Raw genomic sequence first — 26,350 nt, forward strand, 5'->3', positions numbered from 1 at the left:
ACATAGCCATGGAATCCAAGATCAGCCGACGCCTGAAGCAGCCTCTTGCCAAAGAGGTCATCCAACACATTTTCCTGCCGCGCTTGAACCGGGAGTTCTTCGCCAACTTCGATCTGCTCAATGAGATCAACCTGGCGCACCTGCTCATGCTCCACGAGCAGGAGATTCTCGATGCGCGTGCTTCACTGCCTCTGGCCGAAGCCCTGCTCCAGATGCAGGCGGACGGGCCCCACGCGGTGGAACTCGACCCCGCGCGCGAAGAGGCCTACTTCAACTATGAAGCGCATCTCATCAGGATGGTCGGTCCGGACCTCGGTGGCCGCCTGCACACGGCCCGCAGCCGCAACGACATCGGCGCCACCATCGACCGCATGCGGGCACGGGATTTCACGACGCGCATCGGCCAGGCCCTGATCGGTCTGGCCGACGCCGCCCTGACCCGGGCCGGCGAATTCGCGAACTGCGTGATGCCCGGCTACACCCACATGCAGGCCGCGCAGCCCATCACCTATGGCTACTACCTGTCGGCGCTGGCCGATGCCTGGACGCGCGACGTCGACCGGCTGCTGCATGTGCTCGACAGCACGGACGGCTCGCCGCTCGGCGCCTGTGCGCTTGCGGGCACGTCCTTTCCCATCGATCGCGTCGGCCCCAGTGCATGGCTGGGTTTCACGCGGCCGCTGGCCAATGCGCTGGACGGCGTCGCCTCGCGCGACTTCGCATTGGAGCTGAGCGCCACGCTCTCGATCATGATGATCACCTGCAGCCGGATGGTGCAGGACTTCTACATCTGGTCGACGGCGGAGTTCGGCTACCTGTCCTTTCCCGACAGCGTCGCGAGCACTTCGAGCATCATGCCGCAGAAGAAGAATCCGGTCGTGCTGGAGTACCTGCGCGGCAAGACCGGCCACCTGATCGGCCTGACCTCGGCCGCCTTCTCGACCGTCAAGTCGACCCATTTCACCCACTCGGGCGACAGCAGCCGCGAAAGCACCCGGACCTGCTGGGAAAGCTGCGAGGAAGCGTTGAAGGCGCTCGAACTCATGCGGCTGCTGGTGGAACAGGTCGAGCCCGACCGCCAGCGCATGCTGTCGCGCGCCGCGCAGGACTTCTCGGCCGTCACGGACCTGGCCGACCTGCTGGTGCGCAAGGGCGACATCTCGTTTCGCGATGCGCACCACGTGATCGGCGCGGTGGTGCGCCATGCGCTCGATCTCGGCATCCCTGCGCATGAGATCAGCGCCGAGACGATCAACGCGATGGCTTCCGAGCAGCTCGGCCGGCCGGTGCGGCTGCAGCAGGCGGACGTGAGCCAATGCCTGGACCCGGCGTCGAACGTCGCCGCGCGCCAGTCGTACGGCGGGCCGGCGCCACAGCAGGTGCTGCGGCATGTCGAAGCGCAACGGCTTGCACTGGCCGAGAAGGCCAGGCGCTTCGATGCCACCGCGCAGCGCGTGAGCGAAGCCCGCCAGGCCCTGCAGCGGCGCATCCAAGCGCTCGTCTCGCCCGCCACCGGATCGGCCACACCCACCGCCGGCGCCCTTGCCGGCTGAACCCAGGAGTAAAGCGATGCTGAAATATGTCGCGGCCCTTGCCGTCACCCTCGGATCCTGCCTGGGCGCCAGTGCCCAGACCTACCCCACCAGGCCCATCACGCTGGTCGTGCCCTTCGCGCCCGGCGGCACCGTCAACCTGATGGGCCGCATCCTGGCGACCCGCATGTCCGAGCTGCTGGGCCAGACCGTCATCGTTGACAACAAGGCCGGCGCAGGCGGGAGCATCGGGGCATCGTTCGTGGCCAAGGCGCCGGCGGACGGGTACACGCTGATCTTCGCGACCCAAGGCCAGCAATCGATCCAGCCCCTGCTGTCGAAGAAGCTGCCTTACGACGCGCTCAAGGACTTCGCGCCGATCGCGCTGTTCTCGACGGTGCCGAACGTGCTGGCCGTGTCGCCGGACACCCCGGCGAAGAACGTGGCCGAGCTGCTGCAATACGCCAAGGCCCATCCCGGCGAACTGAACATGGCCTCGGCCGGCATCGGCTCGGTGAACCACCTGACGGGCGAGCTGTTCATGCTGCGCACCGGCGTCAACTTCACGCACACGCCCTACCGCGGCGCGGGGCCCGCCACGGCCGACCTGCTCGCGGGCCAGGCGCAAGTCATGTTCGCCAACCTGCCGAACGTGCTGCCGTACATCGCATCCGGCCGGGTCAGGGTGCTGGCGATCGCCAGCGACAAGCGCAACGCGGCGATACCGGACGTGCCCACGCTGGCCGAAGCGGGGATCAAGGACGCGACGGTCGAGTCGTGGTACGGGGTCATGGCGCCTGCGCGCACCGACCCGAAGATCATCAAGAAGCTGCAGGACACGGTGATCGCGATCGCCAACGAGAAACCCATGATTGCGCATCTGGCCGACCAGGGCGCACGCCCCTTTCCTGGCACCAGCGAGGACATGGCGAAGCTTTCCAACGACGAGACCCGGCGCTGGGCCGATGTCATCAAGCACGCCAGGATCCAGCTGAACTGAGCGCAGGCGAGACACCTGCGCCCCGGGGCGCCACCGCAGCGCCCACCCCCTCCCCTCACCGCGCCAAAGGATGCGGATCGCCGAGCGATCCACGCAAGCGCCGCCCTGCGCCCCAAGAATCTCGGAGACACACGATGAAAAACAAGATCCTCTCGGCCGTTTCACTGCTGGCCTGCGGCGTGGCAGGCGCCCAATCCTCTTCCGCGACGCTGTTCGGCGTGATCGATGCCGGCATCGCCCGATTCAGCGCCTCGGGCGGTGCGCATGCCACCGGCCTGGGATCGGGCGGCAACGGCACCTCCCGCCTGGGATTTCGCGGCATCGAGGATCTGGGCGGCGGCTTCAGCGCGGGCTTCTGGCTCGAGGGCCAGCTGAACAACGACGTGGGAGCGGGTGCCACGCAGAACACGGGGCTCGACTTCGCGCGCCGCGCCACGGTGAGCCTCGGCGGCAGCTTCGGCGAGTTGCGGCTGGGCCGCGACTACGCGCCCACCTACCTCAACATGAACCAGTTCGACGCCTGGGGCCAGCGCGGCCTGGGCACGGTGGAAACCACCGGTTCCTCACGCGGCGGTGTGGGCAGCTACACGCGAAGCTCCAACGGCATCGCCTATTTCCTGCCCGCCGACCTGGGCGGGCTGTACGGCACGGTGCAATACGCCTTCGGCGAGCAGCTGTCGAACAAGACCGCGGTCGCCAATGCGGCGGGCCTCTCGAACAGCGCCGCCAACGCAAGCACCGAACGCACCGGCAGCTACCGCGGCGGGCGCATCGGCTATGCCCGCGGTCCCTTCGACGTGTCGGCCTCGTACGGCGTGTTCCAGGACGCGGTGCGCAACGCGGGGGCGGCCTTCTACGCCGGCGACTACCGGATCGCCAACCTCGGTGCGTCCTTCGATGCCGGCTTCGTCAAGGCGCTCTTCCTCTACCAGCGCGAGACGATCGGGGGTCGCGACGCGGTTCCGGATTTCGGCTTCCAGACCGTGGCGCTCGGCGCCACCGCACCGGTGGGCGCCGGTCTGTGGCGGGCCCAGGTGGCGCGCTACAGCCAGTCGAACAGCCGCAACGACTTCGACAAGTACAGCGTGGGCTATGTGCACTACCTGTCGAAACGGACCCAGCTCTACGGCGACCTGGCCCGGCTGCGCAACAAGGGCGCAGGCACCGTGGCGTTGACGAACCTCAGCGCATCGGTCAACGCGCCGGTGCCGACCGCGGGCGGCAGCTCGACGGGCTACATGCTCGGCGTCAAGCACAGCTTCTGAGCCCCCCGCAGGCGCAGGTCGATTCGACCCGACACAAGTCGAATCGACAACAACACAGGCAATGTCGATTCGACCCGATCCACCCCCAAGTCGTTGATTTCAATCAGCTCGCCGCGCGGCACGGCCATTGCGATGGACAAGACCTCCATTCCATCGGCCTCAGCGCCCCATCGAGCTTTCATGATCACTCCCGCCCAACGCGCCATCGTCTCGTCCACCGTGCCCCTTCTCGAACGGGGCGGCGAGGCGCTGACCACGCATTTCTACCGGCTGCTGCTGGCCGAGCACCCCGAGCTTCGCCCCTTCTTCAACGAGGCCCATCAGGCCAGCGGCGAGCAGCCGCGCGCGCTGGCCAACGGCGTGCTGATGTACGCGAAGAACATCGACCGCCTGGAAGCCATGGGCGCGCTGGCCACGCAGATCGTCCACAAGCATGTGGCGCTGCAGGTGATGCCCGCCCACTACCCGATCGTCGGTGCCTGCCTGCTGCGTGCGATCCGCGAGGTGCTGGGTGCCGAGCTCGCGACCGACGAGGTGATCGACGCCTGGGCCGCGGCCTACGGACAACTCGCCGAGATCCTCATCGGCGCCGAGAAGCAGCTGTACGACGCACAGGCCGCCGCCCCCGGCGGCTGGCACGGCACGCGCGAATTCACCGTGCTGCGCAAGGTGCCCGAAAGCGCCGAGATCACTTCGTTCCATCTGGCGCCCACCGACGGCGGCGCGCTGATGGACTTCGCGCCCGGCCAGTACATCGGCCTGCGGCTCGAGGTCGGCGGCAAAAGCCTTCGCCGCCACTACTCGCTGTCGGCTGCGCCCAACGGCAAGAGCTACCGCATCAGCGTGAAGCGCGAGCCGGGCGGCGTGGCGTCCAACCATCTGCACGACCAGGTGCAGGTGAGCGACACGCTGCAATTGCTGCCGCCGTCGGGCGAATTCGTGCTGGCCGAGAGCGAACGTCCGCTGGTGCTGATCAGCGGCGGCGTCGGCATCACGCCCACGCTGGCGATGCTCGAGCAGGCGCTGGCAGGCGGCCGGGAGGTGGTGTTCATCCACTGTGCGCGCCATGCCGAGGTGCATGCCTTCCGCGAGCAGGTCGAATCGGCCGCTGCGCGGCATCCACGGCTGCAGCGCTTCTACTGCTACGACGAACCGAGCATCGGCGCCGCGCCGGCGCCTCACGCGACCGGCCGGCTCGACGTCGAACGCCTGAACGCCTGGCTGCCCGCGCACACGCGCGACATCGACGCCTACTTTCTGGGGCCCAAGCCCTTCATGCAACTGGTGCGACGCGGGCTGCGTGCCTGGGGCGTGCCGGATGCGCAGTCGCGCTTCGAGTTCTTCGGGCCGGCTTCGGCGCTGGAGTGAAGAAAGAAAGCGCGGGCTTCAGCCGCGCGCAATGCCCAGCCGCTTCGCCATGCGCGCGAGGTTGGCCGGATCGATGCGCAAGGCACGCGCTGCAGCGGCCCATTGCTGGCCATGCTGCTCCAGCGCCTGCAGCACCATGCGGCGCTCCAGGTCGGCCACGGCGTCGCGCAGGCCAAGGCCTGGAAGCGACGCGTCGGCGGCAAGGTCGCGGGCGAAGACCTGCGCGGGTGCAGCGGCCACGGTGCCGAGCCCGAGATCGTCGGCACCCAGCGTCAGGATGCGCGGGCGCTGCGCATGCCGCCCGAGGGCCTTGACCACGCTGCGGCCCAGCAGGTGCTCGAGTTCGCGCACGTTGCCGGGCCAGTCGTAGGCCAGCAACGCAGCCTGGGCACCGGCGTCGAGCCGTACCGCGCCCAGGCCCATGCGCGAGCGTGCCTCCTCCAGAAAGAAGCCGCCGATCGGCAGCACGTCGCGCCCACGCTCGCGCAGCGTCGGCACCTGCAGCGGGTACACGCTGAGCCGGTGGTAGAAGTCGGCGCGCAGCCGGCCCGCGCGCACTTCCTCGGCCAGGTCGCGATTGCTCGCCGCGATCACGCGCACGTCGACGCGGTGCTCGCGATCGGAGCCCAGGCGCTGCAAGTGGCCGCCCTGCAGCACGCGCAAGAGCTTGGCCTGCACCTGCAGCGGCAGCTCGGCCACTTCGTCGAGGAACAACGTGCCGCCGTCGGCCAGTTCGAACTTGCCGCGCCGGTCGCCGACCGCACCGGTGAACGCGCCTCGCACGTGGCCGAACAGTTCGCTCTCGACCAGGCTGTCGGGCAGCGCCGCGCAGTTGATGCTGACCAGCGGCCGCTTCGCGCGCGCCGAGGCTGCATGCAGCGCCTGCGCCACCAGTTCCTTGCCGGTGCCGGTCTCGCCCTGGATCAGCACACAGAGTTCGGTCGGCCCGGCCAGCGCGATGTCCTTCATCAAGCGTTTGTGCGCCGCGCTGTGGCCGATCAACTGGCGCGGCCCGTGTGCCGGGGACTGCGCGTAGCTGTCGGCACGCAGCCGCTCGTCTTCGGCGCGCTCGGCCAGGCCCTGCATGCGCCCGGCCGCCGCAACCGTTGCAGCGGCCAGGCTCGCAAAGGCTTGCAGCACCTGGAGGTCCGCGCGCGAGAAGCGCCCGACATCGAGTGCATCGAGCGTGAGCACGCCCCAGGGCCGGCCATCGACACGCAGCGCGCAACCCATGCAGTCGTGCACCGGCAGGTGGCCCTGCACCGCCTCCACCAGACCGTCGAAGGGATCGGGCAGACCGCAATCGGCCGCAAAGCGCACCGGTGCGCTCGCCTCGAGCAGTTGCACGAAACGCGGATGCTCGGTCACGCGAAAGCGTCGGCCCAGCGTGTCGCGGCTCAGCCCGTCGACGGCCAGCGGGACCAGCCAGTCGCCGTCGAGTCGCAGCATGGCGGCAGCGTCGCAGGGCAACAGAACGCGCAGCGTTTCCAGAAGCCGTCGATGGCGCTCGGCCTCGGGCAGATCCTGCGCGAGGTCGGCCATCAAGGGGAGCAGAGCGGTCAGCAGGCTGGGCGGGTTCATGGGGTCGGTCATTCTGACCGGAGGCCCAATCCCGCACACGGGGACGGTGCTCGCCAGGGCGGCACGCACGCCGCGCCCACGCGGTGGCCGCAGCCCCGGGCGCCTTACCTGGCGGAAGCGCGCGCGGCGTCTGCCTTCGCCTTCGCCGCATCGGCCTTCTTCTGCAGGTCGGCGGCTTCCTTCTCGGCGGCCTTGGCTTCGGCCTCCTTCGCGTCCTTGTTCGGCGACGCCATGGCGTTGCCGGCCATGGAGCCCACCGCGCCGCCGACCACCGCCGCGCCAGCGATGCCCATCAGGCCGGGGCCGCGCGCGGCCGGCGCGGCAGCCGCTGCCGGTGCCGCCGCCGCGGGTGCCGCCGCTGCGGGCGCAGGCGTTGCCGGTCGTGCCGCCGGCGCGGCCGGTGTGGTGCGCCCGAAGCTCTTGCCGCCGCCCATGCGCTTGGCATGCGCCAGGTTCGGAACGGCCAGTGAGGCGAAGGTCAAGGCGATGACGGCTGCAGCGGTGGAACGAAGGGAAATGGAACGGCGCATGGGTGGTCCTGGGGAATTCTTTCGCCGCGCACACCGCGCGACGTTGGACCGATCCTAGAACGGCACCTTCCGCGCGGTTCTGGAAATACGCACTTTCTGGACGGGATTGCGGCGAGCGAGACAGCGCACCGCGGGTTCTCATCGACCGCACCGGCGTCGGGCCCACCATCGGAAAGCCGTTCAAGCCGCGGCGCAGCGGCTCGACACGGGGCACTGAACGACCTCTTCCCCGTGCGAATTCCCTCGAGCCAGGAGCAAGCGCGTGGCGGATCGCCTCGCCAACGCGATCCTTCGGGCCCGAAGAACGAAAGGCTTGCCGAAGGTCTCGCACGGCAGGCGCCGCCATCCGGGGTGGTGCTCGGTAAATCCAAGCTCCAAGCGCCGACGCGAATCTCAAGAGGGGCTTTGTCCATGCGGTTTCAAAGGCTCACCCAGGCAAAGGCGTGAGCAGCGAGTGAAGGCAAAACCCGGCGCAGCGGCAAAGCGCACAATGGCCAATGAATATTCTGGCCGACGACTTCATTTGCCCTGCATGCTTTGCGCGCGTGGAGTGGGGTGCGCCGGGCACGGTGGACATGCGAACGCTGATCACCGTGGGCCGAAAGCGGCTCGGTCTTTCCGTCACGGCTTTTGCGCTGGCCCTGGGCGTGACCCGGGGCGCCGTGCAGCAATGGGAGCGTCCCGACGGCACCGCGCCAAAGCGCTCTCGAATGGCACGCATCGCGGCGCTGCTGAGCATCTCAGCGGGGGAATTGCAGTTCGGAGGGCCGCCGGATCGACCCCTCATCTCGAGCCGGCAGCGCGTCCGGGTGACCTCCGAAGTCGAGGCCGGAGGCTTCTCCAACATCGACAACTTCGCGGATGGCAAGCCGTTCGAGACAGTGGCCGTGACCGTCGAGGTCAAGCGCCACACCTTCGCGCTCAAGGTTCACGGCAACAGCATGTGCAGCCCTATCGGCGAGTCGTTTCCCGAGGGAACCTTGATTGTGGTGGAGCCTGAGATGACCGCAGAGCCGGGCGATTACGTCATCGCCCTGAACCACAACGACCAGGGGACCTTCAAACAGCTGCTGCTGCGGGACGGCGTGCTGTATTTGCACCCGCTGAACAAGCGCTTCAAACCGGTTCCGCTGGGCACCTCCAAGATCATCGGCGTGGTACGCGAGGCGATCCGGCGATTCCGCTGAGACCCAGCATCCGCCCACTCGAGTGCCTCCGGCCGACACGAAGCGCTAGTCAATCTAGCGGATAGAGTGCCTGCTCAAATTCCCGTCGGGCAGATGTTCTGTCTACCATGAGGGCTGGTTCTCCTCTTCCTCGCTTTCGTCGTGCACGCCTTTTGGCTGCCCCATGCCATGGAAAGAGGACTGGAGGGCGCGCATGAAATTTGTCATCATCCCCGAGCTGAAGGGCTGCTGGATCTGGGAACTCAGAGGGCCCGACGGCGTCCCTGTATCGAGGAGCCCGCGGCGCTTCACCGACAAGGCAGAGGTCATCTCCGAGATCAGGAAGGTGCGGCTCGCAGCAGGACGCGCCCAGATCTTCGACCTTGTCGGCGAACTCCAGGAAGAGGTTCTGGCGCCGACCCCAATCGGCCTGGCGCGCCCCCTGCCCAAATAGAAGGCGCCGGACACACCCGGCGCGAGATCAGGGCCGTCGCGGCTTCTTTACGCTTTCGATCGTAGGACGTCGACTCCTGTGCGCGGCGGCCTGTCAGCAGGACTTCAGAATCTCTGCATGATCGAGCCGACCCAACTGCAAGACGAAGAGTTGAGCCAACTGGCCACACTGTGGCGCAGCCATGCGCTCCGGGGGGACCTGAATGCACGCGGCATCGCGCACCAACTGGAGACCGAGCTGCGGCGGCGCAACGGAGCGCCCTTCCCGGCATTCGACACCCTCGACATGCGCTCGCTGGAGAGCCGACAGAGGCGCCCGATGCAGTGGCGATTCTGGCGGCGCGCCAACGACCAGCACCTGGGATAGATGCGCCGGGTCGCCAGGCCAAAGGCTCCGCCTCCAACACCGTTCGGCCCAGCGCTTCCGATCTGGCGCAGTGCCCGGCGAGCACGCCGAATCAACCCCTGATCATGGCGGGGCGAATCAGCTTGGCGGCTTGCTGAAGAAGCTCAAACTCCGCTGCTTCCAACCGCTGGGAACACGAATCGAAATGGCACAAGGTCCCGATGACCTCGCCCGCGCCAAATTGTTCGGTGATCGGCACACCCGTGTATGCCACCACCACGCCCTGGTAGGGATGACCGGCGAGTCGACCGTCGGACCCACTGTCTGAAGTGCTGAACACCCCGTCTCGCAGTACAAATTGGCAGAAGCTGATGCCCAACGGAACCGAGGCCAGATCATCCGGCAGCACGGCTCCGAGCTTGTCGAAGAGCGAGTGGTTGTGCAGCATCGCGTCTTCGAGCCGGTACACAGCGGTGTACCGATGGGGAACATTCCGGTTCAACACTGCAAGTGCCTGCGAGAGCCCCTCATCGGCCAGAGCGGCATAGAACGCGTCGAAACGGGCGGAGCGGGTGGGCATGGCGCACTCACTCTATCCCTCTTCCAGAAAAAAGATAGATTTACTATCTATTTGCGGAATTTCATCCGGCGGCCCCGCCATCGCACACTTTGAACCCTCCGCGCCGAACACCTGCGCACCCGAGCACGCCCCTGATAGAGAGCGAGGAGGAACGGCTCCCCCGACCCAGGCCGCGCCGACGAGAGCGGCCCAGGGCCTGCTCATTTGCGACGTTACGTGCGCTTCGCTCTCGCCTGCGAGACATCGTGTGCAGAATGGGAGATGACCACCGCACCCTTTGCTCCCCTTGCCCCAGACCATCTGGCCGTTCTTCGCACCGTTGCACGCATGGACCTGTCGCTTGGCGCATCCATCGGCCAGAACCTGGGCAGACCGGTGTCGGACGATCTGGCGGCGTTGCGCGCACAAGGCTACATCCGGGAGATTTCCAGCCCTCGGACAGACGGAACGCCAAACCATCTGCACACGATCACCGACAAGGGGAACGAGGCGCTGCAGCGGCAGGCGGAGCAGAGCCCTTCCGCGCCCGTGCCGACGATCGGCCCGAGGGCTCCGCTGCGCCGCGAAACGTACACCGGCACCGAGATGCATCCCTTCACGGGGCGAGCGGGCTCGATGGATGCACTGAAGTATCCGAGCCGAGTCGGCGACCAACTCCGCTATCGCGACGATGCCAGCGCACCTGCCGCAGAGCAGGCAGCACCGGCTGCAGCCAAGGCACCCAAGCGACGCTGAAGGCGGGCTCGACTCCAAGCATGCTTCGATCGAAGGCATGGCAGCCCCCTGTTGCCGGGACGCGCAATTCGGTTGCAGGCTCGCGCAACGGTGCGCTGACCGCCCGGTCGTGGACAGGTCAAGAGTTGCAAGACCGAGGGCGTGCATCGCGCCATCGAGGAGCAGGAGATGGCCACCAGGACCGGCATCCGCGACCCGATGCCGCGGCGGCGAACCCTGTCATCGAAGCGCGACGCCGCATACAGGCTGCTCAGGGCCGGGCGTGAGGCGCCTCTGCCGCGTGCGAATTTCCCCCGTTCCACGAGCGAAAACGGTGCGAATCGCCTGCCAAAACGTGACCCTCCGGGCCCGGAAAACACAACGCCTGCCAGTGGTCTCCCATTGGCAGGCGTCGTCATGAGTGGTGGAGCTGGGGGGATTTGAACCCCCGTCCGCAAGCCTTCATCGCACAGATCTACATGTTTAGCGGTCTGATTTAGATCTCGCTTCCGGAGTCGCGCAGTCGCACGCTACACCGGACGCCAGTACCCTATTTTCTTGCCTCGACCCAAGGTACCCGGATCGAGACCAGCCCATGTAATTATCCTTGCAGCCGGGAGGCGTCAGATTGCTCTGTCACCCCCTTGCCCAGCCCATCGGCCAACTGTTGCAAGGCTCACTGGCAATTAAGCAGCGAGTGCGAAACGTTCGTCGTTTGCAGTTAGTTTTTTTGAATCTGTTTTACGAGCGCATTCAGCTCGACATGCACCGCTGCGATTCCGAACCCACGTCGAAACCAGTGCAGCCCCAAGCGGCCTATTTTAGGCCCTATTCAGCCATTGCAAGAGCGCCATCGGAGAATCGATGGCGCCATCGGCCTGCCACAGCGCGGCATCGGCCTGTGCGCCCATGTAGCCGTAGGTGGCGGCCACCGTCCGCATGCCCGCGGCGCGCCCGGCCACGATGTCGCGTTCGTCATCGCCCACGTAGATGCACTGCGCCGGCGCCAGCCCCAGCCGGCGCGCGGCCTCGAACAAGGGTTCGGGATGCGGCTTGGCGTGCGGCGTGGTGTCGCCGCTCACCACCGCACCGGCGCTGGCGAAGACCGGGATCGAACGGGCCAGGGGATCGGTGAAACGTTTCGACTTGTTGGTCACGATGCCCCAGGCCAGCCCGCGCCGGGTCAGGCTGTCGATCAGTTCCGCCACCCCGTCGAAGACATGGGTGTTGAGCAGCATCCGGGCTTCGTAGTTCACGAAAAACTCTTCGCGCAACGCCTCGAAGCCGGGGGATTGCGGCGTGATGTCGAACGCGATGCCCAGCATGCCGCGCGCGCCGGCACCGGCCATCGGTCGGTAGCGCGCCAGCGGGAGCGAGGGCAGACCGCGGTCGGTGCGCATCTTGTCGGCCGCGGCGCCCAGTTCGGGCGCACTGTCGACCAGCGTGCCGTCGAGATCGAAGAGCACGGCGCGGAGCATGTCGTCGGCCATCAACCCGGCTTCCTGGTGGCGAACATGTAGTTGACGCTGGTGTCGGCGCTGAGCCAGTAGCGCCGCGTCAGCGGATTGTGTTCGAGCCCCCGCGTGTGCCGCAGGTCCAGGCCCGCCGCGCGGCAATGCGCGGCCAACTCGCTCGGGCGGATCATCTTCTGGTATTCATGGGTGCCGCGTGGCAGCATGCCCAGCACGTACTCGGCGCCGACGATCGCAAGCAGGAAGGCCTTGGCGTTCCTGTTGATGGTGGAAAAGAACACCCAGCCCCCCGGCTTGACCAGCTCCGCGCAGGCGCGGACCACCGATGCAGGCTGCGGCACGTGCTCCAGCATCTCCATGCAGGTCACCACATCGAAACTGCCCGGCTGTTCGGCGGCCAGCGTCTCGACGCTGACCTCGCGGTACTTCACCCCTTGGGTGGACGCTTCGAGCGCGTGCAATTGCGCGACCTTGAGCGCCTTGTCGGCCAGGTCGATCCCCAGAACCTCGGCGCCCTTGCGCGCCATCGAATCGGCCAGGATGCCGCCGCCGCAGCCCACATCCAGCACCCGCTTGCCGGCGATGGGCGCCAGGCCCTCGATCCACTCGAGGCGCAGCGGGTTGATTTCGTGCAGGGGGCGGAACTCGCTTTCCAGGTCCCACCAGCGGTGGGCCAGCTCGGAGAATTTGGCGAGTTCGGCCGGGTCGGCGTTCACTTGATCTGTCATGGCAGCCATTATGGAAGAGCCCATAAAAAAACCCCGCCGAGGCGGGGTTTCATTCGAAGATTCTTTCGAATCAACGGTTGGCGCGGGTGCCGACCACTTCGATTTCCACGCGACGGTTCTTCGCGCGGCCTTCCTTGGTGCGGTTGTCAGCCACTGGCTGCTTCTCGCCCTTGCCTTCGGTGTAGACGCGATTGCGTTCGATACCCTTGGTCACCAGGTAGGCCTTGACGGCTTCTGCACGGCGAACCGACAGGCGCTGGTTGTAGGCATCGGTGCCGACCGAGTCGGTGTGACCCACGGCGATGATGACTTCCAGGTTCACGTCACGGATCTTCGACACGAGGTCGTCGAGCTTGGCGCGGCCTTCAGGCTTCAGAACCGACTTGTCGAAGTCGAAGAAAGCGTCAGCAGCGAAGGTCACCTTCGAAGCCACGGGCGGTGCCGGGGGTGCCACAGGCACGACCGGAGCGGGCGTAGCAACGGGAGCGACAGGAGCAGCAGCCGGAACCAGAGCACCGTCGCAACCCGCAGCAGCGGTAGCAGGCGTCCAGTTGGCATCGCGCCAGCACAGTTCGTTGGTGCCGTTCTTCCAGACCAGCTCGCCAGTACCGTTTTGCCAGTTGTCGATCACGGGACCGCCATTTGCTGCGGTGACACGGTTCTGCGCGCCGGCGGCAGTGGCGAGCGCAGCGACTGCAAACATCATCGCCACTTTATTCAGTTTCTTCATGGTTCTCCTCTTGGGGAAAAAGCCGCAGCCGCGCTGCGAATCAAGGACGCTTTAAGTGACCACCACCCAAAACGTTGAGGCGATTGTGCCATAGGGTCTTTGGCAAACAGCCCGCCAGAGGGGTACGAAGCGTAGGACGGCGGCGGAATACGGGCCTTGTGTTGCTGTGGCACGACACCGCCAGAAGCGTAAAATTCGCTCCTTGCCGTCTCCCTGCTGCCCATGACCTCGTTCGCCAAAGAAACACTCCCCATCAGCCTCGAAGAGGAAATGCGTCGCAGTTATCTCGACTACGCCATGAGCGTGATCGTGGGCCGCGCGCTGCCGGACGCGCGTGACGGGCTCAAGCCCGTGCATCGCCGCGTGCTGTTCGCGATGCACGAACTGAACAACGACTGGAACCGGCCGTACAAGAAGTCGGCCCGTATCGTGGGCGACGTGATCGGCAAGTACCACCCGCACGGCGACCAGTCGGTCTACGACACGATCGTGCGGCTGGCGCAGAACTTCTCGATGCGTCACATGCTCGTCGACGGGCAGGGCAATTTCGGCTCGGTCGACGGCGATATGGCCGCAGCAATGCGGTATACCGAAATTCGACTGTCGAAAATCGCCCACGAAATGCTTGGTGATATCGACAAGGAAACAGTCGATTTTCAAGACAATTACGACGGCTCGGAAAGAGAGCCCGCCGTGCTGCCGAGCAAATTGCCGAATTTGCTGGTGAATGGCTCCGGCGGCATTGCCGTCGGGATGGCCACCAACATCCCGCCGCACAACCTGAACGAAGTCGTCGACGCCTGCCTGCACCTGCTGCGGCACCCCGAGGCCAGCATCGATGAGCTGATGGAGATCATCCCGGCGCCCGACTTCCCCACGGCCGGCATCATCTACGGCATCAACGGCATCAAGGACGGCTACCGCACCGGGCGCGGCAAGGTCGTGATGCGCGCGCGCTGCCACTTCGAGGACATCGACCGCGGCCAGCGCCAGGCGATCATCGTCGACGAGCTGCCCTACCAGGTCAACAAGAAGACGCTCCAGGAGCGCATGGCCGAGCTGGTGCACGAGAAGAAGATCGAGGGCATCAGCCACATCCAGGACGAGTCCGACAAGTCGGGCATGCGCCTGGTGATCGAGCTCAAGCGCGGCGAAGTGCCCGAGGTCGTGCTCAACAACCTCTACAAGCAGACGCAGCTGCAGGACACCTTCGGCATCAACATGGTGGCGCTGGTCAACGGCCAGCCGAAGCTGTGCAACCTGAAGGACCTGATCCAGGTCTTCCTGCAGCATCGCCGCGAAGTCGTGACGCGCCGCACCGTTTACACGCTGCGCAAGGCGCGCGAACGCGGCCACGTGCTCGAAGGCCTGGCCGTCGCGCTGGCGAACATCGACGAGTTCATCCGGATCATCCGTGAATCGCCCACGCCGCCGGTAGCCAAGGCCGAGCTCATGACCCGCCCCTGGGACAGCAAGCTGGTGCGCGAGATGCTCACCCGCACGCGCGCCGACGGCGGCGTGATCAATGCCGACGACTACCGTCCCGACGGGCTCGAGCGCGAGTACGGCATGGGCTCCGACGGCCTCTATCGCCTGTCCGAAACGCAGGCCCAGGAAATCCTGCAGATGCGCCTGCAGCGCCTGACCGGCCTGGAGCAGGACAAGATCGTCGCCGAGTACAAGGAAGTGATGGCGGAGATCGACGACCTGCTCGACATCCTCGCCAAGCCCGAGCGCGTCTCGGTGATCATCGGCGACGAACTTGGCGTCATCAAGCAGGAATTCGGCCAGACCAAGCTCGGCGCCCGTCGCAGCCAGGTCGAGCACAGCGCCTTCGACCTGTCGACCGAGGACCTGATCACGCCCACCGACATGGTGGTCACGCTCTCGCACAGCGGCTACATCAAGAGCCAGCCGCTCGGCGAGTACCGCGCACAGAAGCGCGGCGGACGCGGCAAGCAGGCCACGTCCACCAAGGACGACGACTGGATCGACCAGCTCTTCATCGCCAACACGCACGACTACATCCTGTGCTTCTCCAACCGCGGCCGGCTCTACTGGCTCAAGGTGTGGGAAGTGCCCGCGGGTTCGCGTGGTTCGCGTGGCCGGCCGATCGTCAACATGTTCCCGCTGCAGGAAGGCGAGAAGATCAACGTCGTGCTGGCGCTGACCGGCGAGAAGCGCACCTTCCCGGCCGACCAGTACATCTTCATGGCGACCTCGATGGGCACCGTCAAGAAAACCGCGCTCGACGAGTTCAGCAACCCGCGCAAGGGCGGCATCATCGCCGTCAACCTGGACGACGGCGACTACCTGGTGGGCGCGGCGCTGACCGACGGCAAGCACGATGTGATGCTGTTCAGCGACGGCGGCAAGGCCGTGCGCTTCGACGAGGAAGACGTGCGTCCGCTGGGCCGCAATGCGCGCGGCGTGCGCGGCATGTCGCTCGAGGCCGGCCAGGGCGTGATCGCCATGCTGGTGGCCGAAGACGAACTGCAGAGCGTGCTGACCGCCACCGAAAACGGTTACGGAAAACGCACCAGCATTACCGAGTACACCCGCCATGGCCGGGGAACCAAAGGCATGATTGCCATTCAACAGAGTGAGCGCAACGGCAAGGTCGTCGCGGCGACGCTGGTGCATGCCGATGACGAGATCATGCTGATCACCGACAAGGGCGTGCTCGTGCGCACCCGAGTCGCCGAAATTCGCGAGCTGGGTCGCGCCACGCAGGGCGTCACGCTCATCGGGCTCGATGAAGGCGCCAAGCTCAGCGGGCTGCAACGCATTGTCGAGAACGACGCGATCGTCGAGAGCGAGCCGGAGTCCGGCGCCGACGATACTTCCACACCTTCAACGGAGAATCCTCAGTGAAAAAATTCAAGCTTGCGGTCCTGACGGTCGCACTGGCAGCCAGTTCGATCGCCATGGCCCAGGACAAGGCCGCGCTGGTCAAGCAACTGCTCGAAGTCCAGCGTCCGGCCATCGACGGCATGGCCCGCATCCTGGTCAACGACTCCGTGGCACCGATTCTCCAGGCCGGCGGCGAATACCTGCAGACGCAGGTCCCGCCAGAAAAGCGCGAAGCGCTGGGCAAGGCAGCCGAAGCCGAAGTGCAGAAGTACGTGCAGGAAGCCTTCCCCATCGTGCGCGACAAGGCCGTACAACTGGCACCCAGCACCGTGGGCCCACTGCTGGAGCAGAACTTCAATGAAGACGAACTGCGCCAGCTCATCACCTGGCTCAGCTCGCCGCTGAACAAGAAGTTCGCCGAACTGAACCCGCAGCTGGGCTCGGCGCTCACGCAGAAGCTGGTGACCGACGTTCGCCCGACCATCGATCCGAAGCTGCAGGCGCTCAACGTGAGCGTGGCCAAGGCCCTCGGCGCTCCCACCGACGGCCAGCCGCCGGCAGCGCAACCGGCGGCCAAGCCCGCAGCCAAAGCCCCTGCCAAGAAGTGACCCGGCCGGCGGGCGCGCGCCCTTACAACTTCTCCGCCGGTCCGGCCGCGATGCCGGAGGCGGTGCTGCGCGAAGCAGCGGCCGAAATGCTCGACTGGCACGGCAGCGGCATGAGCGTGATGGAGATGAGCCACCGCGGCAAGGAATTCGGCGCCATCTACGCGAAGGCCGAAGCCGACCTGCGCGCGCTGCTCGCCGTCCCGTCGAACTTCCAGATCCTGTTCATGCAGGGCGGCGGCCTCGGCGAGAACGCCATCGTGCCGATGAACCTGTCGCGCGGCGGCGTGGCCGACTTCGTCGTGACCGGCAGCTGGAGCATCAAGTCGCACAAGGAAGCCAAGCGCTACTGCGATGCGCGCATCGTGGCGAGCAACGCCGACGACCAGCACACGCAGCTGCCCGACCCGTCGAGCTGGCAGCTGACGCCCGGCGCCGCCTACGTGCACGTGTGCACCAACGAGACCATCAACGGCATCGAGTTCCAGACGCTGCCCGACCTGGCCGCGCTGGGTTCGGACGCGCCGCTGGTGATCGATTTCTCGTCGCATGTGGCGTCGCGCAGCGTCGACTGGTCGCGCGTGGGCCTGGCCTTCGGCGGCGCGCAGAAAAACCTCGGCCCGGCCGGCCTGACGATCGTGGTGGTGCGCGACGATCTGCTGGGCCATGCGCTCGAGATCTGCCCGAGCGCCTTCAACTACAAGACGGTGGCCGACAACCAGTCGATGTACAACACCCCGCCGACCTGGGGCATCTACATGGCCGGCCTGACCTTCGACTGGCTGCGCAAGCAGACCGAGGGCGAACTGACCGGCGTGGCGGCGATGGAGCAGCGCAACATCGCGAAGGCGAAACTGCTCTACGACTTCATCGACGCCTCCGACTTCTATGCCAACCGGATCAGCGCCGACTGCCGCTCGCGCATGAACGTGCCCTTCTTCCTGGCCGACGAGGGCCGCAACGAGGCGTTCCTGGCCGGCGCACGCGAGGCGGGCCTGCTGCAGCTCAAGGGCCACAAGTCGGTCGGCGGCATGCGCGCGAGCATCTACAACGCCATGCCGTTGGAAGGCGTGCAGGCGCTGGTGGGCTACATGCGAGAATTCGAGCGATCGCGCGCCTAGCGTAGTGCCAGGGCCGCCCGCTTTTTTTCTCGCACGATGTCCGACCTCCCCACCTCGCCTTCCGACAATTCCGCCAGCCTGGCCGATCTGCGCGTGCAGATCGACTCGCTCGACCAACGCCTGATCGACCTGCTGAACCAGCGCGCCCATGTGGCCGAACTGGTCGGCGAGGTCAAGAAGCGCGAAGGCACGCCCTTCTTCCGGCCGGACCGGGTGGCGCAGGTCATCGACAAGATGCAGAAGGCCAACGCCGGCCCGCTCAAGGGCCTGCATATCGCGGCCATCTGGCGCGAGATCATGTCGGCCTGCCTGGCGCTCGAGTCGCCTCAGCGCGTGGCCGTGCTCGGCCCCGAAGGCACCTTCTGCGAGCAGGCCGCGGTCGAGTATTTCGGCGGCGCCGCCGACCTGGTCTACTGCGCCAGCTTCGACGAAGTCTTCCATGCCACCGCCGCGGGCAGCGCGCAATACGGCGTGGTGGGCGTCGAGAACTCGACCGAAGGCGTGGTCACGCGCTCGCTCGACCTGTTCCTGCATTCGCCGACCCATGTGGTGGGCGAGGTCAGCCTGCTGGTGCGCCACCACCTGCTGCGCACCACCAATTCGCTGGGCGAGATCGAGGCCGTGCTGGCCCACCCGCAGGCGCTGGCCCAGTGCCAGACCTGGCTGTCCAAGCACCTGCCGAACGCCGAGCGCCGCGCGGTCTCGAGCAACGCCGAAGGCGCACGCCTGGCCGCCGGCAACCCGGCCTGGGCGGCATTGGCCAGCGACCGTGCCGCGACCCGCTTCGGCCTGCACATCGTGGCGCACGCGATCCAGGACGACTCCTACAACCGCACGCGCTTCGCCATCATCTGCCTGCCGCAGACGCTGGCCATGCCGCCGGCGTCGGGCCGCGACTGCACCAGCCTGGTGGTCTCGGTGCCGAACCAGCCGGGCGCGGTGCACGACCTGCTGATGCCGCTCAAGGCCAACAACGTCTCGATGACGCGCTTCGAGTCGCGTCCCGCGCGCACCGGTCAGTGGGAGTACTACTTCTACATCGACCTCGACGGCCATCCGTCGCAGCCCAACGTGGCGGCCGCGCTGGCCGAGCTCCGGACGCTGTGCGCCTTCTACAAGGTGCTGGGCGCCTACCCCGTCACCGCGTGAGCGGCCCGATGTTCGAGCAGCTCGGCCTGATCGGCTGCGGCCTGATCGGTGGCTCCTTCGCACTCGCGCTCAAGCGCGCCAAGCTGGTCAAGCGCGTGGTGGGCTACAGCAAGTCGCCCTCCACCACCGAGCGCGCACGCCAGCTGGGCGTGATCGACGTGGCGGCGCCCTCGGCGCTGCTGGCCGTCTCGGGCGCCGACCTGGTGCTGGTGGCGGTGCCCGTGGCCGCCTCGGAAGCCACCTTCAAGGCGATCCGCCACGGCGTCTCGGCCGACACGCTGGTGATGGACGTCGGCTCGACCAAGGGCGACGTGATCGAGGCCGCGCGCCGCGGCCTGCAGACGCAGTTCGCGAGCTTCGTGCCGGCCCATCCGATCGCCGGCAAGGAAGTCGCGGGCGTGGAGCATGCCGAGGCCGCGCTGTTCGACGGCCGCCAGGTGATCCTGACCCCCACCAAGACGACGCTGCGCTCCAACGTGCAGCGCGCCTCGCAGCTCTGGTCGGCCGTCGGCGCGCAGGTGCTGACCATGACGCCCGAGGCCCACGACAGCGCCTTCGCCGCCGTGAGCCACCTGCCGCACATGCTGGCCTTCGCCTTCATCAACGGTCTCGCGGGGCAGCCCGACGGCGCCCGTTTCCTCGAGCTCGCGGGGCCGGGCTTTCGCGACTTCACCCGCATCGCCGCCAGCGACCCGGCCGTCTGGCGCGATGTGCTGCTGGCCAACCGCGAGCAGGTGCTCCACCAGTCGCAGGCCTTCCGCGACCAGCTGCTCGCCTTCGAGGCGATGTTGAGCGCCGGTGACGCACAGGCGCTGGAAAACGCCATCGCGCAGGCACGACAGACCCGCTCCGAGTGGCGCAAGCCGGCCAACTGAACATGTTCGCTTCACCCTTCCTCGACCTCCCGTCCTTCGTTTCCGCGGCCGGCACGGTCAGCCTGCCCGGCTCCAAGAGCATCTCGAACCGCGTGCTGCTGCTGGCCGCACTGGCCGAAGGCCGCACCACGGTCCACGACCTGCTCGACTCCGACGACACCCGCGTCATGCTCGACGCCCTGCGCGCGCTGGGCTGCGGCGTCGAAACCGCGGGCGCCGCGCTGCGCATCGACGGGCTGGGCGGCCGCCTGCGCACACCGCAGGCCGCGCTCTTCCTCGGCAATGCCGGCACCGCCATGCGGCCGCTCACCGCCGCGCTGGCGCTGCTGGGCGGCGACTTCGAACTCAGCGGCGTGCCGCGCATGCACGAGCGCCCGATCGGTGACCTGGTCGACGCGCTCACGCAGCTCGGCTGCCGCATCGACTACCTGGGCAACCCCGGCTATCCGCCGCTGCGCATCCACCCGGTGCCGGCCGACACGCTCACGCTCGACACGCCGATCCGCGTGCGCGGCGACGTGTCCAGCCAGTTCCTGACCGCGCTGCTGCTGGCGCTGCCGCTGGTGGCCACGCGCGACATCACGATCGACGTGGTCGGCGAACTGATCTCCAAGCCCTACATCGAGATCACGCTCAACCTGCTCGCACGCTTCGGCATCGCGGTGCAACGCGAAGGCTGGCAGCGCTTCACGATTCCGGCCGGCAGCCGCTACCGCTCGCCCGGCGACATCCACGTCGAGGCCGATGCCTCCTCGGCCAGCTACTTCATCGCGCTGGGCGCGCTGGCGGCCACCGGCGACGGCCTGCGCATCGAAGGCGTCGGTGCCGACTCGATCCAGGGCGACATCCGCTTCATCGAGGCTGCGCGCGAGATGGGCGCAGAGGTCGAGAGCGGCCCCAACTGGCTGCGCGTGGCGCGTGGCGCGTGGCCGCTCAAGGCCATCGACCTCGATGCCAACCACATCCCCGATGCGGCGATGGTGCTGGCCGTGATGGCGCTCTACGCTGACGGCCCGAGCACGCTGCGCAACATCGCCAGCTGGCGCGTCAAGGAAACCGACCGCATCGACGCCATGGCCTGCGAACTGCGCAAACTGGGCGCCACGGTGGAAGACGGCCCCGACTTCATCCGCGTGCATCCGCTGGCCCAGGCCGGCTGGCGCGCCGCCAGCATCAAGACCTACGACGACCATCGCATCGCGATGTGCTTCTCGCTGGCCGCTTTCAACCCGGCCCGCCTGCCGGTGCGCATCCTCGATCCGCACTGCGTCGCCAAGACCTTCCCCGACTACTTCGAGACGCTGTTCGAGGTGATCGAGCCGACCGCAATCCCGGTGATCTGCATCGACGGCCCGACGGCCTCGGGCAAGGGCACGCTGGCCGTGGAAGTCGCACATGCGCTGGGCTACCACTACCTCGACTCCGGCACGCTGTACCGCGTGACCGGCCTGGTCACGCGCCGCGCCGGGCTGGAGCCCGTGCCGGCCCACGAGGCACAGATCGCGGCCCTGGCCCGCGACCTGCCGCTGCAGTTCGTCAAGGGCAAGGTGATGCTGGCCGGCGAAGACGTCAGCGATGCGATCCGCACCGAAGCGGCCGGCATGGACGCCTCGCGCGTCTCGGCGCTGCCGGGCGTGCGGACCGCCCTGCTGGCGCTCCAGCAGCGCTTCCGCCAGCTGCCCGGCTTGGTGGCCGACGGCCGCGACATGGGCACCGTGATCTTCCCCGACGCCCCCCTGAAAGTCTTCCTCACGGCCAGTGCCGCGCAGCGTGCCGAGCGCCGGCATAAGCAGTTGATTTCAAAGGGTATTTCGACTACACTCGACAGTCTTCGCTCCGACCTGGAAGCACGTGACGCCCGGGACTCCTCCCGCAGTGTCGCGCCTTTGAAGCCGGCGAAGGATGCCCGCCACCTGGACAACTCCCAGCTGTCGATCGCGCAATCGATCGATCAGGTGCTGGACTGGTGGCAGGTCCTACAGCCCTTCAAGAAGTCTTGAGGGGTGTTTTCCGTCCGGCAGGTCCCCGCCGCGCGTCAGCGCACCGATCTGCTGGTTTTTGCAACCAACCGGGCCCCAAGCCCACAACCGCCGTCGCCAGACCCCAGTGCAGTCGCAATCGTGCCGCTGCCAACCCTGCGTGACGGAAGGAAATGACACATGTCTGAATCTTTTGCCGACCTATTCGAAGAGTCCCTGAAGCGTTCCGAAATGCGCACCGGCGAGGTCATCACGGCCGAAGTCGTGCGCGTCGAGCACAACCACGTGGTGGTCAACGCCGGTCTGAAGTCCGAAGCGTATGTGCCAATCGAAGAGTTCAAGAACGACAAGGGCGAACTCGAAGTTCAGGCCGGCGATTTCGTTTCCGTTGCCATCGGCAGCGTTGAAAACGGCTACGGCGACACCATCCTCTCGCGCGACACCGCCAAGCGTCTGGCTTCGTGGCTCGCTCTGGAGAAGGCCCTGGAATCGGGCGACTTCGTCACCGGCACCACCAGCGGCAAGGTCAAGGGCGGCCTGACCGTTCTGGTCAACGGCATCCGCGCGTTCCTGCCGGGTTCGCTGATCGACACGCGTCCGATCAAGGACCTGACCCCGTACGAAAACAAGACCCTGGAATTCAAGGTCATCAAGCTCGACCGCAAGCGCAACAACGTCGTGCTGTCGCGTCGTGCCGTGGTCGAAGCCAGCATGGGCGAAGAACGCGCCAAGCTGATGGAAACCCTGAAGGAAGGCGCTGTTGTCCGTGGCGTGGTCAAGAACATCACCGAATACGGTGCGTTCGTGGACCTCGGCGGCATCGACGGTCTGCTGCACATCACCGACATGGCATGGCGCCGTGTCCGCCACCCGAGCGAAGTCGTTCAGGCCGGCCAGGAAATCACCGCCAAGATCCTCAAGTTCGACACCGAAAAGAACCGTGTCTCGCTGGGTCTCAAGCAAATGGGTGACGACCCGTGGATGGGCGTTTCGCGCCGCTACCCGCAATCGACCCGCCTGTTCGGCAAGGTCACGAACATCGCCGACTACGGCGCGTTCGTCGAACTCGAACCCGGCATCGAAGGCCTGGTGCACGTCTCCGAAATGGACTGGACCAACAAGAACATCGCTCCGAACAAGATCGTCTCGCTGGGCGACGAAGTCGAAGTCATGGTCCTGGAAATCGACGAAGACAAGCGCCGCATCAGCCTGGGCATGAAGCAGTGCAAGGCCAACCCGTGGCAAGAGTTCGCTCAGAACACGAAGCGTGGCGACCGCGTCAAGGGCCCGATCAAGTCGATCACCGACTTCGGCGTGTTCGTGGGTCTGGCTGCCGGCATCGACGGCCTGGTTCACCTGTCCGACCTCTCGTGGAACGAAACCGGCGAAGCCGCGGTTCGCAACTACAAGAAGGGCCAGGAAGTCGAGGCTCTGGTGCTCGCAGTCGACGTCGACCGCGAACGCATCAGCCTGGGCATCAAGCAGCTCGACAGCGATCCTTTCACCACGTTCACCACCGTGAACGACAAGGGCCAGATCGTGACCGGCAAGGTCAAGACCGTGGACGCCCGTGGTGCTGAGATCGACCTCGGCGAAGACATCATCGGCTACCTGCGTGCTTCGGAAATCTCGCGCGACCGCGTCGAAGATGCCCGCAACGTGCTCAAGGAAGGCGACGAAGTCACGGCAGTGGTGGTGAACGTGGATCGCAAGACCCGCAACATCCAGCTGTCGATCAAGCAGAAGGACATGGTCGACGAACAAGGCGCCATGGCCAGCCTGAGCCAGCAGTCGGCACGCGAGAACGCGGGCACGACGAGCCTGGGCGCCCTGCTGCGCGCCAAGCTGGACAACAGCGACAAGTAAGCTGTCCCAGGAGACAGAGCCGGCCTTCGGGCCGCTCTGTCTTTTTTTTCGTCTTCGTTTTTTTCGCAGGCCCATGACACGTTCCGACCTCGTTGAAGAACTCGCAGCCCGCTTCTCGCAGCTGACGCACCGCGATGCCGAGTACGCCGTCAAGACCATCCTCGATGCGATGGGCGACGCGCTGGTGCGTGGTCACCGCATCGAGATCCGCGGTTTCGGCAGCTTCTCGGTCAACCGGCGGCCGCCGCGCATCGGACGCAATCCGCGTTCGGGCGAAAGCGTTCAGATTCCGGAAAAGCGCGTGCCGCATTTCAAGCCGGGCAAGGCCCTGCGCGAAGCGGTCGACGCACGCACCGCCGAACTGGATGCCGCCGACAAGGCCTGAAACCGGGCCCGACGACGCCCTAGAATCGTCCCGCCACCGGTGACGATCATGAAATACCTCCTGTGGCTGCTCAAGGCAGCCATTTTTTTTACCCTCTTCGCCTTCGCGCTGAACAACCAGCACGACGCGACCGTCTACTTCTTCTTCGGCACCTCGTGGCGCGCGCCGCTGGTGCTGGTGGTACTGGCCGCCTTCGCGGGCGGCCTGGTGGTGGGCGCGCTGGGCATGCTGCCCGGCTGGTGGAAGCACCGTGCAGCCGCCGCGCAACGGCCGGCCGTTGCGCCTGAAGACCTCGCCATCCCCGCTGCGCCCGTCCCGGCCGCGCCTCCGACCGACCTGCCCGCCGTCAGACAACATGGACTTTGATTTCAGCTGGCTGCTGTTCAGCCTGCCCGTGGCCTTCGTGCTGGGATGGCTGGCCTCGCGCTTCGACATCCGTCAGCTGAAGCTGGAGAACCGGCAGGCACCCAAGGCCTACTTCCGCGGCCTGAACTTCCTGCTCAACGAACAGCAGGACCAAGCCATCGACGCCTTCATCGAGGCCGTACAGAACGATCCCGACACGCAGGAACTGCACTTCGCGCTGGGCAACCTGTTCCGCCGCCGTGGGGAGTACCAGCGCGCGGTGCGCGTGCACGAGCACCTGCTGGGCCGCGGCGACCTGTCGCGCACCGACCGTGAACGGGCGCAGCATGCGCTGGCACAGGATTTCCTGCGCGCCGGCCTGCTCGACCGCGCCGAAGCCGCGCTGCAGAAGCTCGAGGGCACGCGCTACGAGAACGAATCGCGGCTGGCCCTGCTGGCCATCTACGAACGCTCGCGCGAATGGACGCAGGCCGCGGCCGTCGCGCAGAAGCTCGATGACGCCGAGCAAGCCAGCTACAGCACACGGCGCGCGCACCACCTCTGCGAGCAGGCCGCCGAGCAGGTGGCCATGGGCGACGCCGCAGCGGCCGGCGCGCTGCTGCGCCAGGCCGTGACGCTCGCGCCCGACGCGCCACGCCCGGCCATCGACACGGCGACGCTGCAACTGCGCAATGGCGACGCGGCCAGCGCCTTCGACACGCTGGTCGCGCTCAGCGAGCACGCCCCGCTGGCCCTGCCGCTCTACGCCGCCACGCTGCAGCAGGCGGCCGTGGGTGCACAGCGCACCGGTGAAGCGCTGGCCCTGCTGCAGGCGCGCTATGCCCAGACGCCGTCGATCGACGTGCTCGAGGCCATCATCGCGCTCGGCGGCACGCCGGTGCCGCGGGCCGAGGCGACCGGCGATGCGCCCGCCGAGCCACGCGATGGCTACATCGCCCATCTGTCCAAGCAGCCCTCGCTGGTGGCCGCCTCGCGCTGGCTGGCGGGCGAGACCTTCGCCCACGAGCAGTTCCACCCGCAGGTGCAACGCGCGCTCGACCTGGCCACCCGGCCGCTGATGCGCTACCGCTGCGCGGCCTGCGGCTTCGAGGCGCATCAGTACTTCTGGCACTGCCCGGGCTGCCAGGCCTGGGACAGCTATCCGCCGCGCCGCGTCGAAGAACTCTGAACGCCTTCGGTCGTGCGCCGTAGGCCATTCGCATTGCGGGGAATCCCTGCCTTGCCCCCGAGCTTGAAGAGCACCTAAGCTGTGTCCGCACGCCCCGCCTGCGCGGGACGTGCTGTGCTTCTTCACATCCAAAAACTCAGGGAGAGTTCATGTTCAAGAAAATTCTGGCCGTCACGGCCTTGCTGTACGCCTGCGCGTCCTTTGCCGCCGTCGATGCCAACAAAGGCAGCCCGGCCGATCTCGATGCACTCAAGGGGGTCGGCCCCGCCATGTCCAAACGCATCGTCGACGCGCGACAGCAAGGCGCGTTCAAGGACTGGCCCGACTTCATGCAACGCGTGAAGGGCGTGAAAGAGAAGACGGCCGCCAAGCTCTCGGGGCAGGGCCTGACCGTCAACGGCGAGGCCTTCACGGGAGCGCCCGCTGCCCCTGTCGCGCGTGTGTCGGGCCAGCCCAAGCCGGCCAAGACACCGGCCACCGCAACGAAGTGACGCACACCCGCCATCCTGTTTCGCACG

Annotated in this window: 25 protein-coding genes and 1 other RNA gene; 19 read left to right on the top strand and 7 right to left on the bottom strand. The window is 66.8% G+C overall.

Translation table 11 applies throughout. The features are described from left to right. The first annotated feature begins 8 nt into the window (after positions 1 to 8). The 4 genes from argH to hmpA all read left to right on the top strand — a co-directional run bounded on the left by argH (position 9) and on the right by hmpA (position 5,165). Positions 9 to 1,553, top strand: coding sequence for an argininosuccinate lyase (gene argH, locus K0H49_RS02165; protein ID WP_219209512.1), 1,545 nt, complete (start codon positions 9 to 11; stop codon positions 1,551 to 1,553). A gap of 16 nt (positions 1,554 to 1,569) precedes the next feature. After that, positions 1,570 to 2,532 (top strand): Bug family tripartite tricarboxylate transporter substrate binding protein, encoded by a 963-nt coding sequence (locus tag K0H49_RS02170; protein ID WP_219209513.1) that lies wholly within the window; start codon positions 1,570 to 1,572, stop codon positions 2,530 to 2,532. 134 nt (positions 2,533 to 2,666) lie between these two features. Further along, on the top strand, positions 2,667 to 3,797 hold the full coding sequence (locus K0H49_RS02175; RefSeq protein ID WP_219209514.1) for a porin: 1,131 nt from the start codon (positions 2,667 to 2,669) through the stop codon (positions 3,795 to 3,797). A gap of 180 nt (positions 3,798 to 3,977) precedes the next feature. Then, positions 3,978 to 5,165 carry an NO-inducible flavohemoprotein gene (gene hmpA / locus K0H49_RS02180; protein ID WP_219209515.1) on the top strand — a complete coding sequence of 396 codons (1,188 nt, stop codon included), beginning with the start codon at positions 3,978 to 3,980 and terminating at the stop codon, positions 5,163 to 5,165. Positions 5,166 to 5,183: 18 nt separating this feature from the next. Here hmpA and norR read toward each other — a convergent pair whose 3' ends face one another. Next, positions 5,184 to 6,746, bottom strand: coding sequence for a nitric oxide reductase transcriptional regulator NorR (gene norR, locus K0H49_RS02185; RefSeq protein WP_219209516.1), 1,563 nt, complete (start codon positions 6,744 to 6,746; stop codon positions 5,184 to 5,186). A 104-nt stretch (positions 6,747 to 6,850) separates the two neighbouring features. After that, entirely contained in the window at positions 6,851 to 7,276 is a 426-nt protein-coding gene (locus tag K0H49_RS02190) for an ABC transporter substrate-binding protein (protein ID WP_219209517.1), read from the bottom strand. 497 nt (positions 7,277 to 7,773) lie between these two features. Between K0H49_RS02190 and K0H49_RS02195 the strand changes: the two genes are divergently transcribed. The 3 genes from K0H49_RS02195 (at position 7,774) to K0H49_RS02205 (ending at position 9,262) form a co-directional block, all read left to right on the top strand. Continuing rightward, positions 7,774 to 8,463, top strand: a complete 690-nt coding sequence (locus K0H49_RS02195; protein ID WP_219209518.1) for a LexA family protein — start codon at positions 7,774 to 7,776, stop codon at positions 8,461 to 8,463. Between the two features lie 193 nt (positions 8,464 to 8,656). After that, positions 8,657 to 8,896, top strand: coding sequence for a hypothetical protein (locus tag K0H49_RS02200; protein WP_219209519.1), 240 nt, complete (start codon positions 8,657 to 8,659; stop codon positions 8,894 to 8,896). A 117-nt stretch (positions 8,897 to 9,013) separates the two neighbouring features. After that, on the top strand, positions 9,014 to 9,262 hold the full coding sequence (locus tag K0H49_RS02205; RefSeq protein WP_219209520.1) for a hypothetical protein: 249 nt from the start codon (positions 9,014 to 9,016) through the stop codon (positions 9,260 to 9,262). 91 nt (positions 9,263 to 9,353) lie between these two features. Here the strand turns inward: K0H49_RS02205 and K0H49_RS02210 are convergent, their stop codons facing one another. Continuing rightward, complete coding sequence (locus K0H49_RS02210) at positions 9,354 to 9,821, bottom strand: GAF domain-containing protein (protein WP_219209521.1); 468 nt, start codon at positions 9,819 to 9,821, stop codon at positions 9,354 to 9,356. A gap of 261 nt (positions 9,822 to 10,082) precedes the next feature. Between K0H49_RS02210 and K0H49_RS02215 the strand changes: the two genes are divergently transcribed. Further along, positions 10,083 to 10,556 (top strand): hypothetical protein, encoded by a 474-nt coding sequence (locus tag K0H49_RS02215; RefSeq protein ID WP_219209522.1) that lies wholly within the window; start codon positions 10,083 to 10,085, stop codon positions 10,554 to 10,556. A 401-nt stretch (positions 10,557 to 10,957) separates the two neighbouring features. Here the strand turns inward: K0H49_RS02215 and ssrA are convergent. From ssrA to ompA, 4 genes are all read right to left on the bottom strand, one after another. Next, positions 10,958 to 11,344, bottom strand: a transfer-messenger RNA (tmRNA) gene (gene ssrA, locus K0H49_RS02220). A 12-nt stretch (positions 11,345 to 11,356) separates the two neighbouring features. Further along, complete coding sequence (gene gph / locus K0H49_RS02225; RefSeq protein WP_219209523.1) at positions 11,357 to 12,025, bottom strand: phosphoglycolate phosphatase; 669 nt, start codon at positions 12,023 to 12,025, stop codon at positions 11,357 to 11,359. Continuing rightward, positions 12,025 to 12,735 (bottom strand): bifunctional 2-polyprenyl-6-hydroxyphenol methylase/3-demethylubiquinol 3-O-methyltransferase UbiG, encoded by a 711-nt coding sequence (gene ubiG / locus K0H49_RS02230; protein ID WP_219209524.1) that lies wholly within the window; start codon positions 12,733 to 12,735, stop codon positions 12,025 to 12,027. Before ubiG ends, gph begins: the two co-directional genes overlap by 1 nt. 70 nt (positions 12,736 to 12,805) lie before the next feature. Continuing rightward, positions 12,806 to 13,465, bottom strand: coding sequence for an outer membrane protein OmpA (ompA, locus tag K0H49_RS02235; RefSeq protein WP_219209525.1), 660 nt, complete (start codon positions 13,463 to 13,465; stop codon positions 12,806 to 12,808). Positions 13,466 to 13,687: 222 nt separating this feature from the next. Between ompA and gyrA the strand changes: the two genes are divergently transcribed. The 11 genes from gyrA (at position 13,688) to K0H49_RS02290 (ending at position 26,323) form a co-directional block, all read left to right on the top strand. Continuing rightward, complete coding sequence (gene gyrA, locus K0H49_RS02240) at positions 13,688 to 16,339, top strand: DNA gyrase subunit A (RefSeq protein WP_219209526.1); 2,652 nt, start codon at positions 13,688 to 13,690, stop codon at positions 16,337 to 16,339. Beyond that, the gene (locus tag K0H49_RS02245; protein WP_219209527.1) at positions 16,336 to 16,926 is read left to right on the top strand and encodes a DUF2059 domain-containing protein; all 591 of its coding nucleotides are present in this window, start codon (positions 16,336 to 16,338) and stop codon (positions 16,924 to 16,926) included. The genes gyrA and K0H49_RS02245 overlap by 4 nt, the downstream gene beginning before the upstream one ends. Positions 16,927 to 16,976: 50 nt before the next feature. Beyond that, positions 16,977 to 18,044, top strand: a complete 1,068-nt coding sequence (gene serC / locus K0H49_RS02250) for a 3-phosphoserine/phosphohydroxythreonine transaminase (protein WP_219212965.1) — start codon at positions 16,977 to 16,979, stop codon at positions 18,042 to 18,044. A 36-nt stretch (positions 18,045 to 18,080) separates the two neighbouring features. After that, positions 18,081 to 19,193: a prephenate dehydratase gene (pheA, locus tag K0H49_RS02255; RefSeq protein WP_219209528.1), complete on the top strand. Its 1,113-nt coding sequence runs from the start codon at positions 18,081 to 18,083 to the stop codon at positions 19,191 to 19,193. Between the two features lie 8 nt (positions 19,194 to 19,201). Further along, a complete protein-coding gene (locus K0H49_RS02260) occupies positions 19,202 to 20,068 on the top strand; it encodes a prephenate dehydrogenase (protein ID WP_219209529.1) in 867 nt (288 codons plus the stop codon). A 2-nt stretch (positions 20,069 to 20,070) separates the two neighbouring features. Next, entirely contained in the window at positions 20,071 to 22,068 is a 1,998-nt protein-coding gene (locus K0H49_RS02265) for a bifunctional 3-phosphoshikimate 1-carboxyvinyltransferase/cytidylate kinase (protein WP_219209530.1), read from the top strand. A gap of 159 nt (positions 22,069 to 22,227) precedes the next feature. After that, positions 22,228 to 23,913, top strand: a complete 1,686-nt coding sequence (gene rpsA / locus K0H49_RS02270) for a 30S ribosomal protein S1 (RefSeq protein ID WP_183026287.1) — start codon at positions 22,228 to 22,230, stop codon at positions 23,911 to 23,913. A gap of 73 nt (positions 23,914 to 23,986) precedes the next feature. Beyond that, a complete protein-coding gene (locus tag K0H49_RS02275) occupies positions 23,987 to 24,298 on the top strand; it encodes an integration host factor subunit beta (RefSeq protein WP_183026286.1) in 312 nt (103 codons plus the stop codon). A gap of 48 nt (positions 24,299 to 24,346) precedes the next feature. Next, positions 24,347 to 24,664, top strand: a complete 318-nt coding sequence (locus tag K0H49_RS02280) for a LapA family protein (protein WP_219209531.1) — start codon at positions 24,347 to 24,349, stop codon at positions 24,662 to 24,664. After that, positions 24,654 to 25,832, top strand: coding sequence for a lipopolysaccharide assembly protein LapB (gene lapB, locus K0H49_RS02285; protein WP_219209532.1), 1,179 nt, complete (start codon positions 24,654 to 24,656; stop codon positions 25,830 to 25,832). Before K0H49_RS02280 ends, lapB begins: the two co-directional genes overlap by 11 nt. Positions 25,833 to 25,981: 149 nt before the next feature. Next, entirely contained in the window at positions 25,982 to 26,323 is a 342-nt protein-coding gene (locus K0H49_RS02290; RefSeq protein WP_219209533.1) for a ComEA family DNA-binding protein, read from the top strand. The last annotated feature ends 27 nt before the right edge of the window (positions 26,324 to 26,350 follow it).

Origin of the sequence: Variovorax boronicumulans (assembly GCF_019352895.1) — a bacterium.
GTDB lineage: Bacteria > Pseudomonadota > Gammaproteobacteria > Burkholderiales > Burkholderiaceae_C > Variovorax > Variovorax boronicumulans_A.

Excerpts from the sequence above, each read along its gene's own strand:
- K0H49_RS02265 (WP_219209530.1), top strand. The coding sequence starts at position 20,071 with ATGTTCGCTTCACCCTTCCTCGACCTCCCGTCCTTCGTTTCCGCGGCC.
- argH (WP_219209512.1), top strand. The coding sequence starts at position 9 with ATGGAATCCAAGATCAGCCGACGCCTGAAGCAGCCTCTTGCCAAAGAG.
- K0H49_RS02175 (WP_219209514.1), top strand. The coding sequence starts at position 2,667 with ATGAAAAACAAGATCCTCTCGGCCGTTTCACTGCTGGCCTGCGGCGTG.
- ubiG (WP_219209524.1), bottom strand. The coding sequence starts at position 12,735 with ATGACAGATCAAGTGAACGCCGACCCGGCCGAACTCGCCAAATTCTCC.
- K0H49_RS02280 (WP_219209531.1), top strand. The coding sequence starts at position 24,347 with ATGAAATACCTCCTGTGGCTGCTCAAGGCAGCCATTTTTTTTACCCTC.
- ompA (WP_219209525.1), bottom strand. The coding sequence starts at position 13,465 with ATGAAGAAACTGAATAAAGTGGCGATGATGTTTGCAGTCGCTGCGCTC.
- K0H49_RS02290 (WP_219209533.1), top strand. The coding sequence starts at position 25,982 with ATGTTCAAGAAAATTCTGGCCGTCACGGCCTTGCTGTACGCCTGCGCG.
- lapB (WP_219209532.1), top strand. The coding sequence starts at position 24,654 with ATGGACTTTGATTTCAGCTGGCTGCTGTTCAGCCTGCCCGTGGCCTTC.
- gyrA (WP_219209526.1), top strand. The coding sequence starts at position 13,688 with ATGACCTCGTTCGCCAAAGAAACACTCCCCATCAGCCTCGAAGAGGAA.
- rpsA (WP_183026287.1), top strand. The coding sequence starts at position 22,228 with ATGTCTGAATCTTTTGCCGACCTATTCGAAGAGTCCCTGAAGCGTTCC.
- K0H49_RS02260 (WP_219209529.1), top strand. The coding sequence starts at position 19,202 with ATGTTCGAGCAGCTCGGCCTGATCGGCTGCGGCCTGATCGGTGGCTCC.
- norR (WP_219209516.1), bottom strand. The coding sequence starts at position 6,746 with ATGAACCCGCCCAGCCTGCTGACCGCTCTGCTCCCCTTGATGGCCGAC.
- K0H49_RS02200 (WP_219209519.1), top strand. The coding sequence starts at position 8,657 with ATGAAATTTGTCATCATCCCCGAGCTGAAGGGCTGCTGGATCTGGGAA.
- pheA (WP_219209528.1), top strand. The coding sequence starts at position 18,081 with ATGTCCGACCTCCCCACCTCGCCTTCCGACAATTCCGCCAGCCTGGCC.
- K0H49_RS02170 (WP_219209513.1), top strand. The coding sequence starts at position 1,570 with ATGCTGAAATATGTCGCGGCCCTTGCCGTCACCCTCGGATCCTGCCTG.
- K0H49_RS02275 (WP_183026286.1), top strand. The coding sequence starts at position 23,987 with ATGACACGTTCCGACCTCGTTGAAGAACTCGCAGCCCGCTTCTCGCAG.
- K0H49_RS02190 (WP_219209517.1), bottom strand. The coding sequence starts at position 7,276 with ATGCGCCGTTCCATTTCCCTTCGTTCCACCGCTGCAGCCGTCATCGCC.
- K0H49_RS02215 (WP_219209522.1), top strand. The coding sequence starts at position 10,083 with ATGACCACCGCACCCTTTGCTCCCCTTGCCCCAGACCATCTGGCCGTT.
- hmpA (WP_219209515.1), top strand. The coding sequence starts at position 3,978 with ATGATCACTCCCGCCCAACGCGCCATCGTCTCGTCCACCGTGCCCCTT.
- K0H49_RS02205 (WP_219209520.1), top strand. The coding sequence starts at position 9,014 with ATGATCGAGCCGACCCAACTGCAAGACGAAGAGTTGAGCCAACTGGCC.
- K0H49_RS02210 (WP_219209521.1), bottom strand. The coding sequence starts at position 9,821 with ATGCCCACCCGCTCCGCCCGTTTCGACGCGTTCTATGCCGCTCTGGCC.
- gph (WP_219209523.1), bottom strand. The coding sequence starts at position 12,025 with ATGGCCGACGACATGCTCCGCGCCGTGCTCTTCGATCTCGACGGCACG.
- K0H49_RS02195 (WP_219209518.1), top strand. The coding sequence starts at position 7,774 with ATGAATATTCTGGCCGACGACTTCATTTGCCCTGCATGCTTTGCGCGC.
- serC (WP_219212965.1), top strand. The coding sequence starts at position 16,977 with ATGCCGGAGGCGGTGCTGCGCGAAGCAGCGGCCGAAATGCTCGACTGG.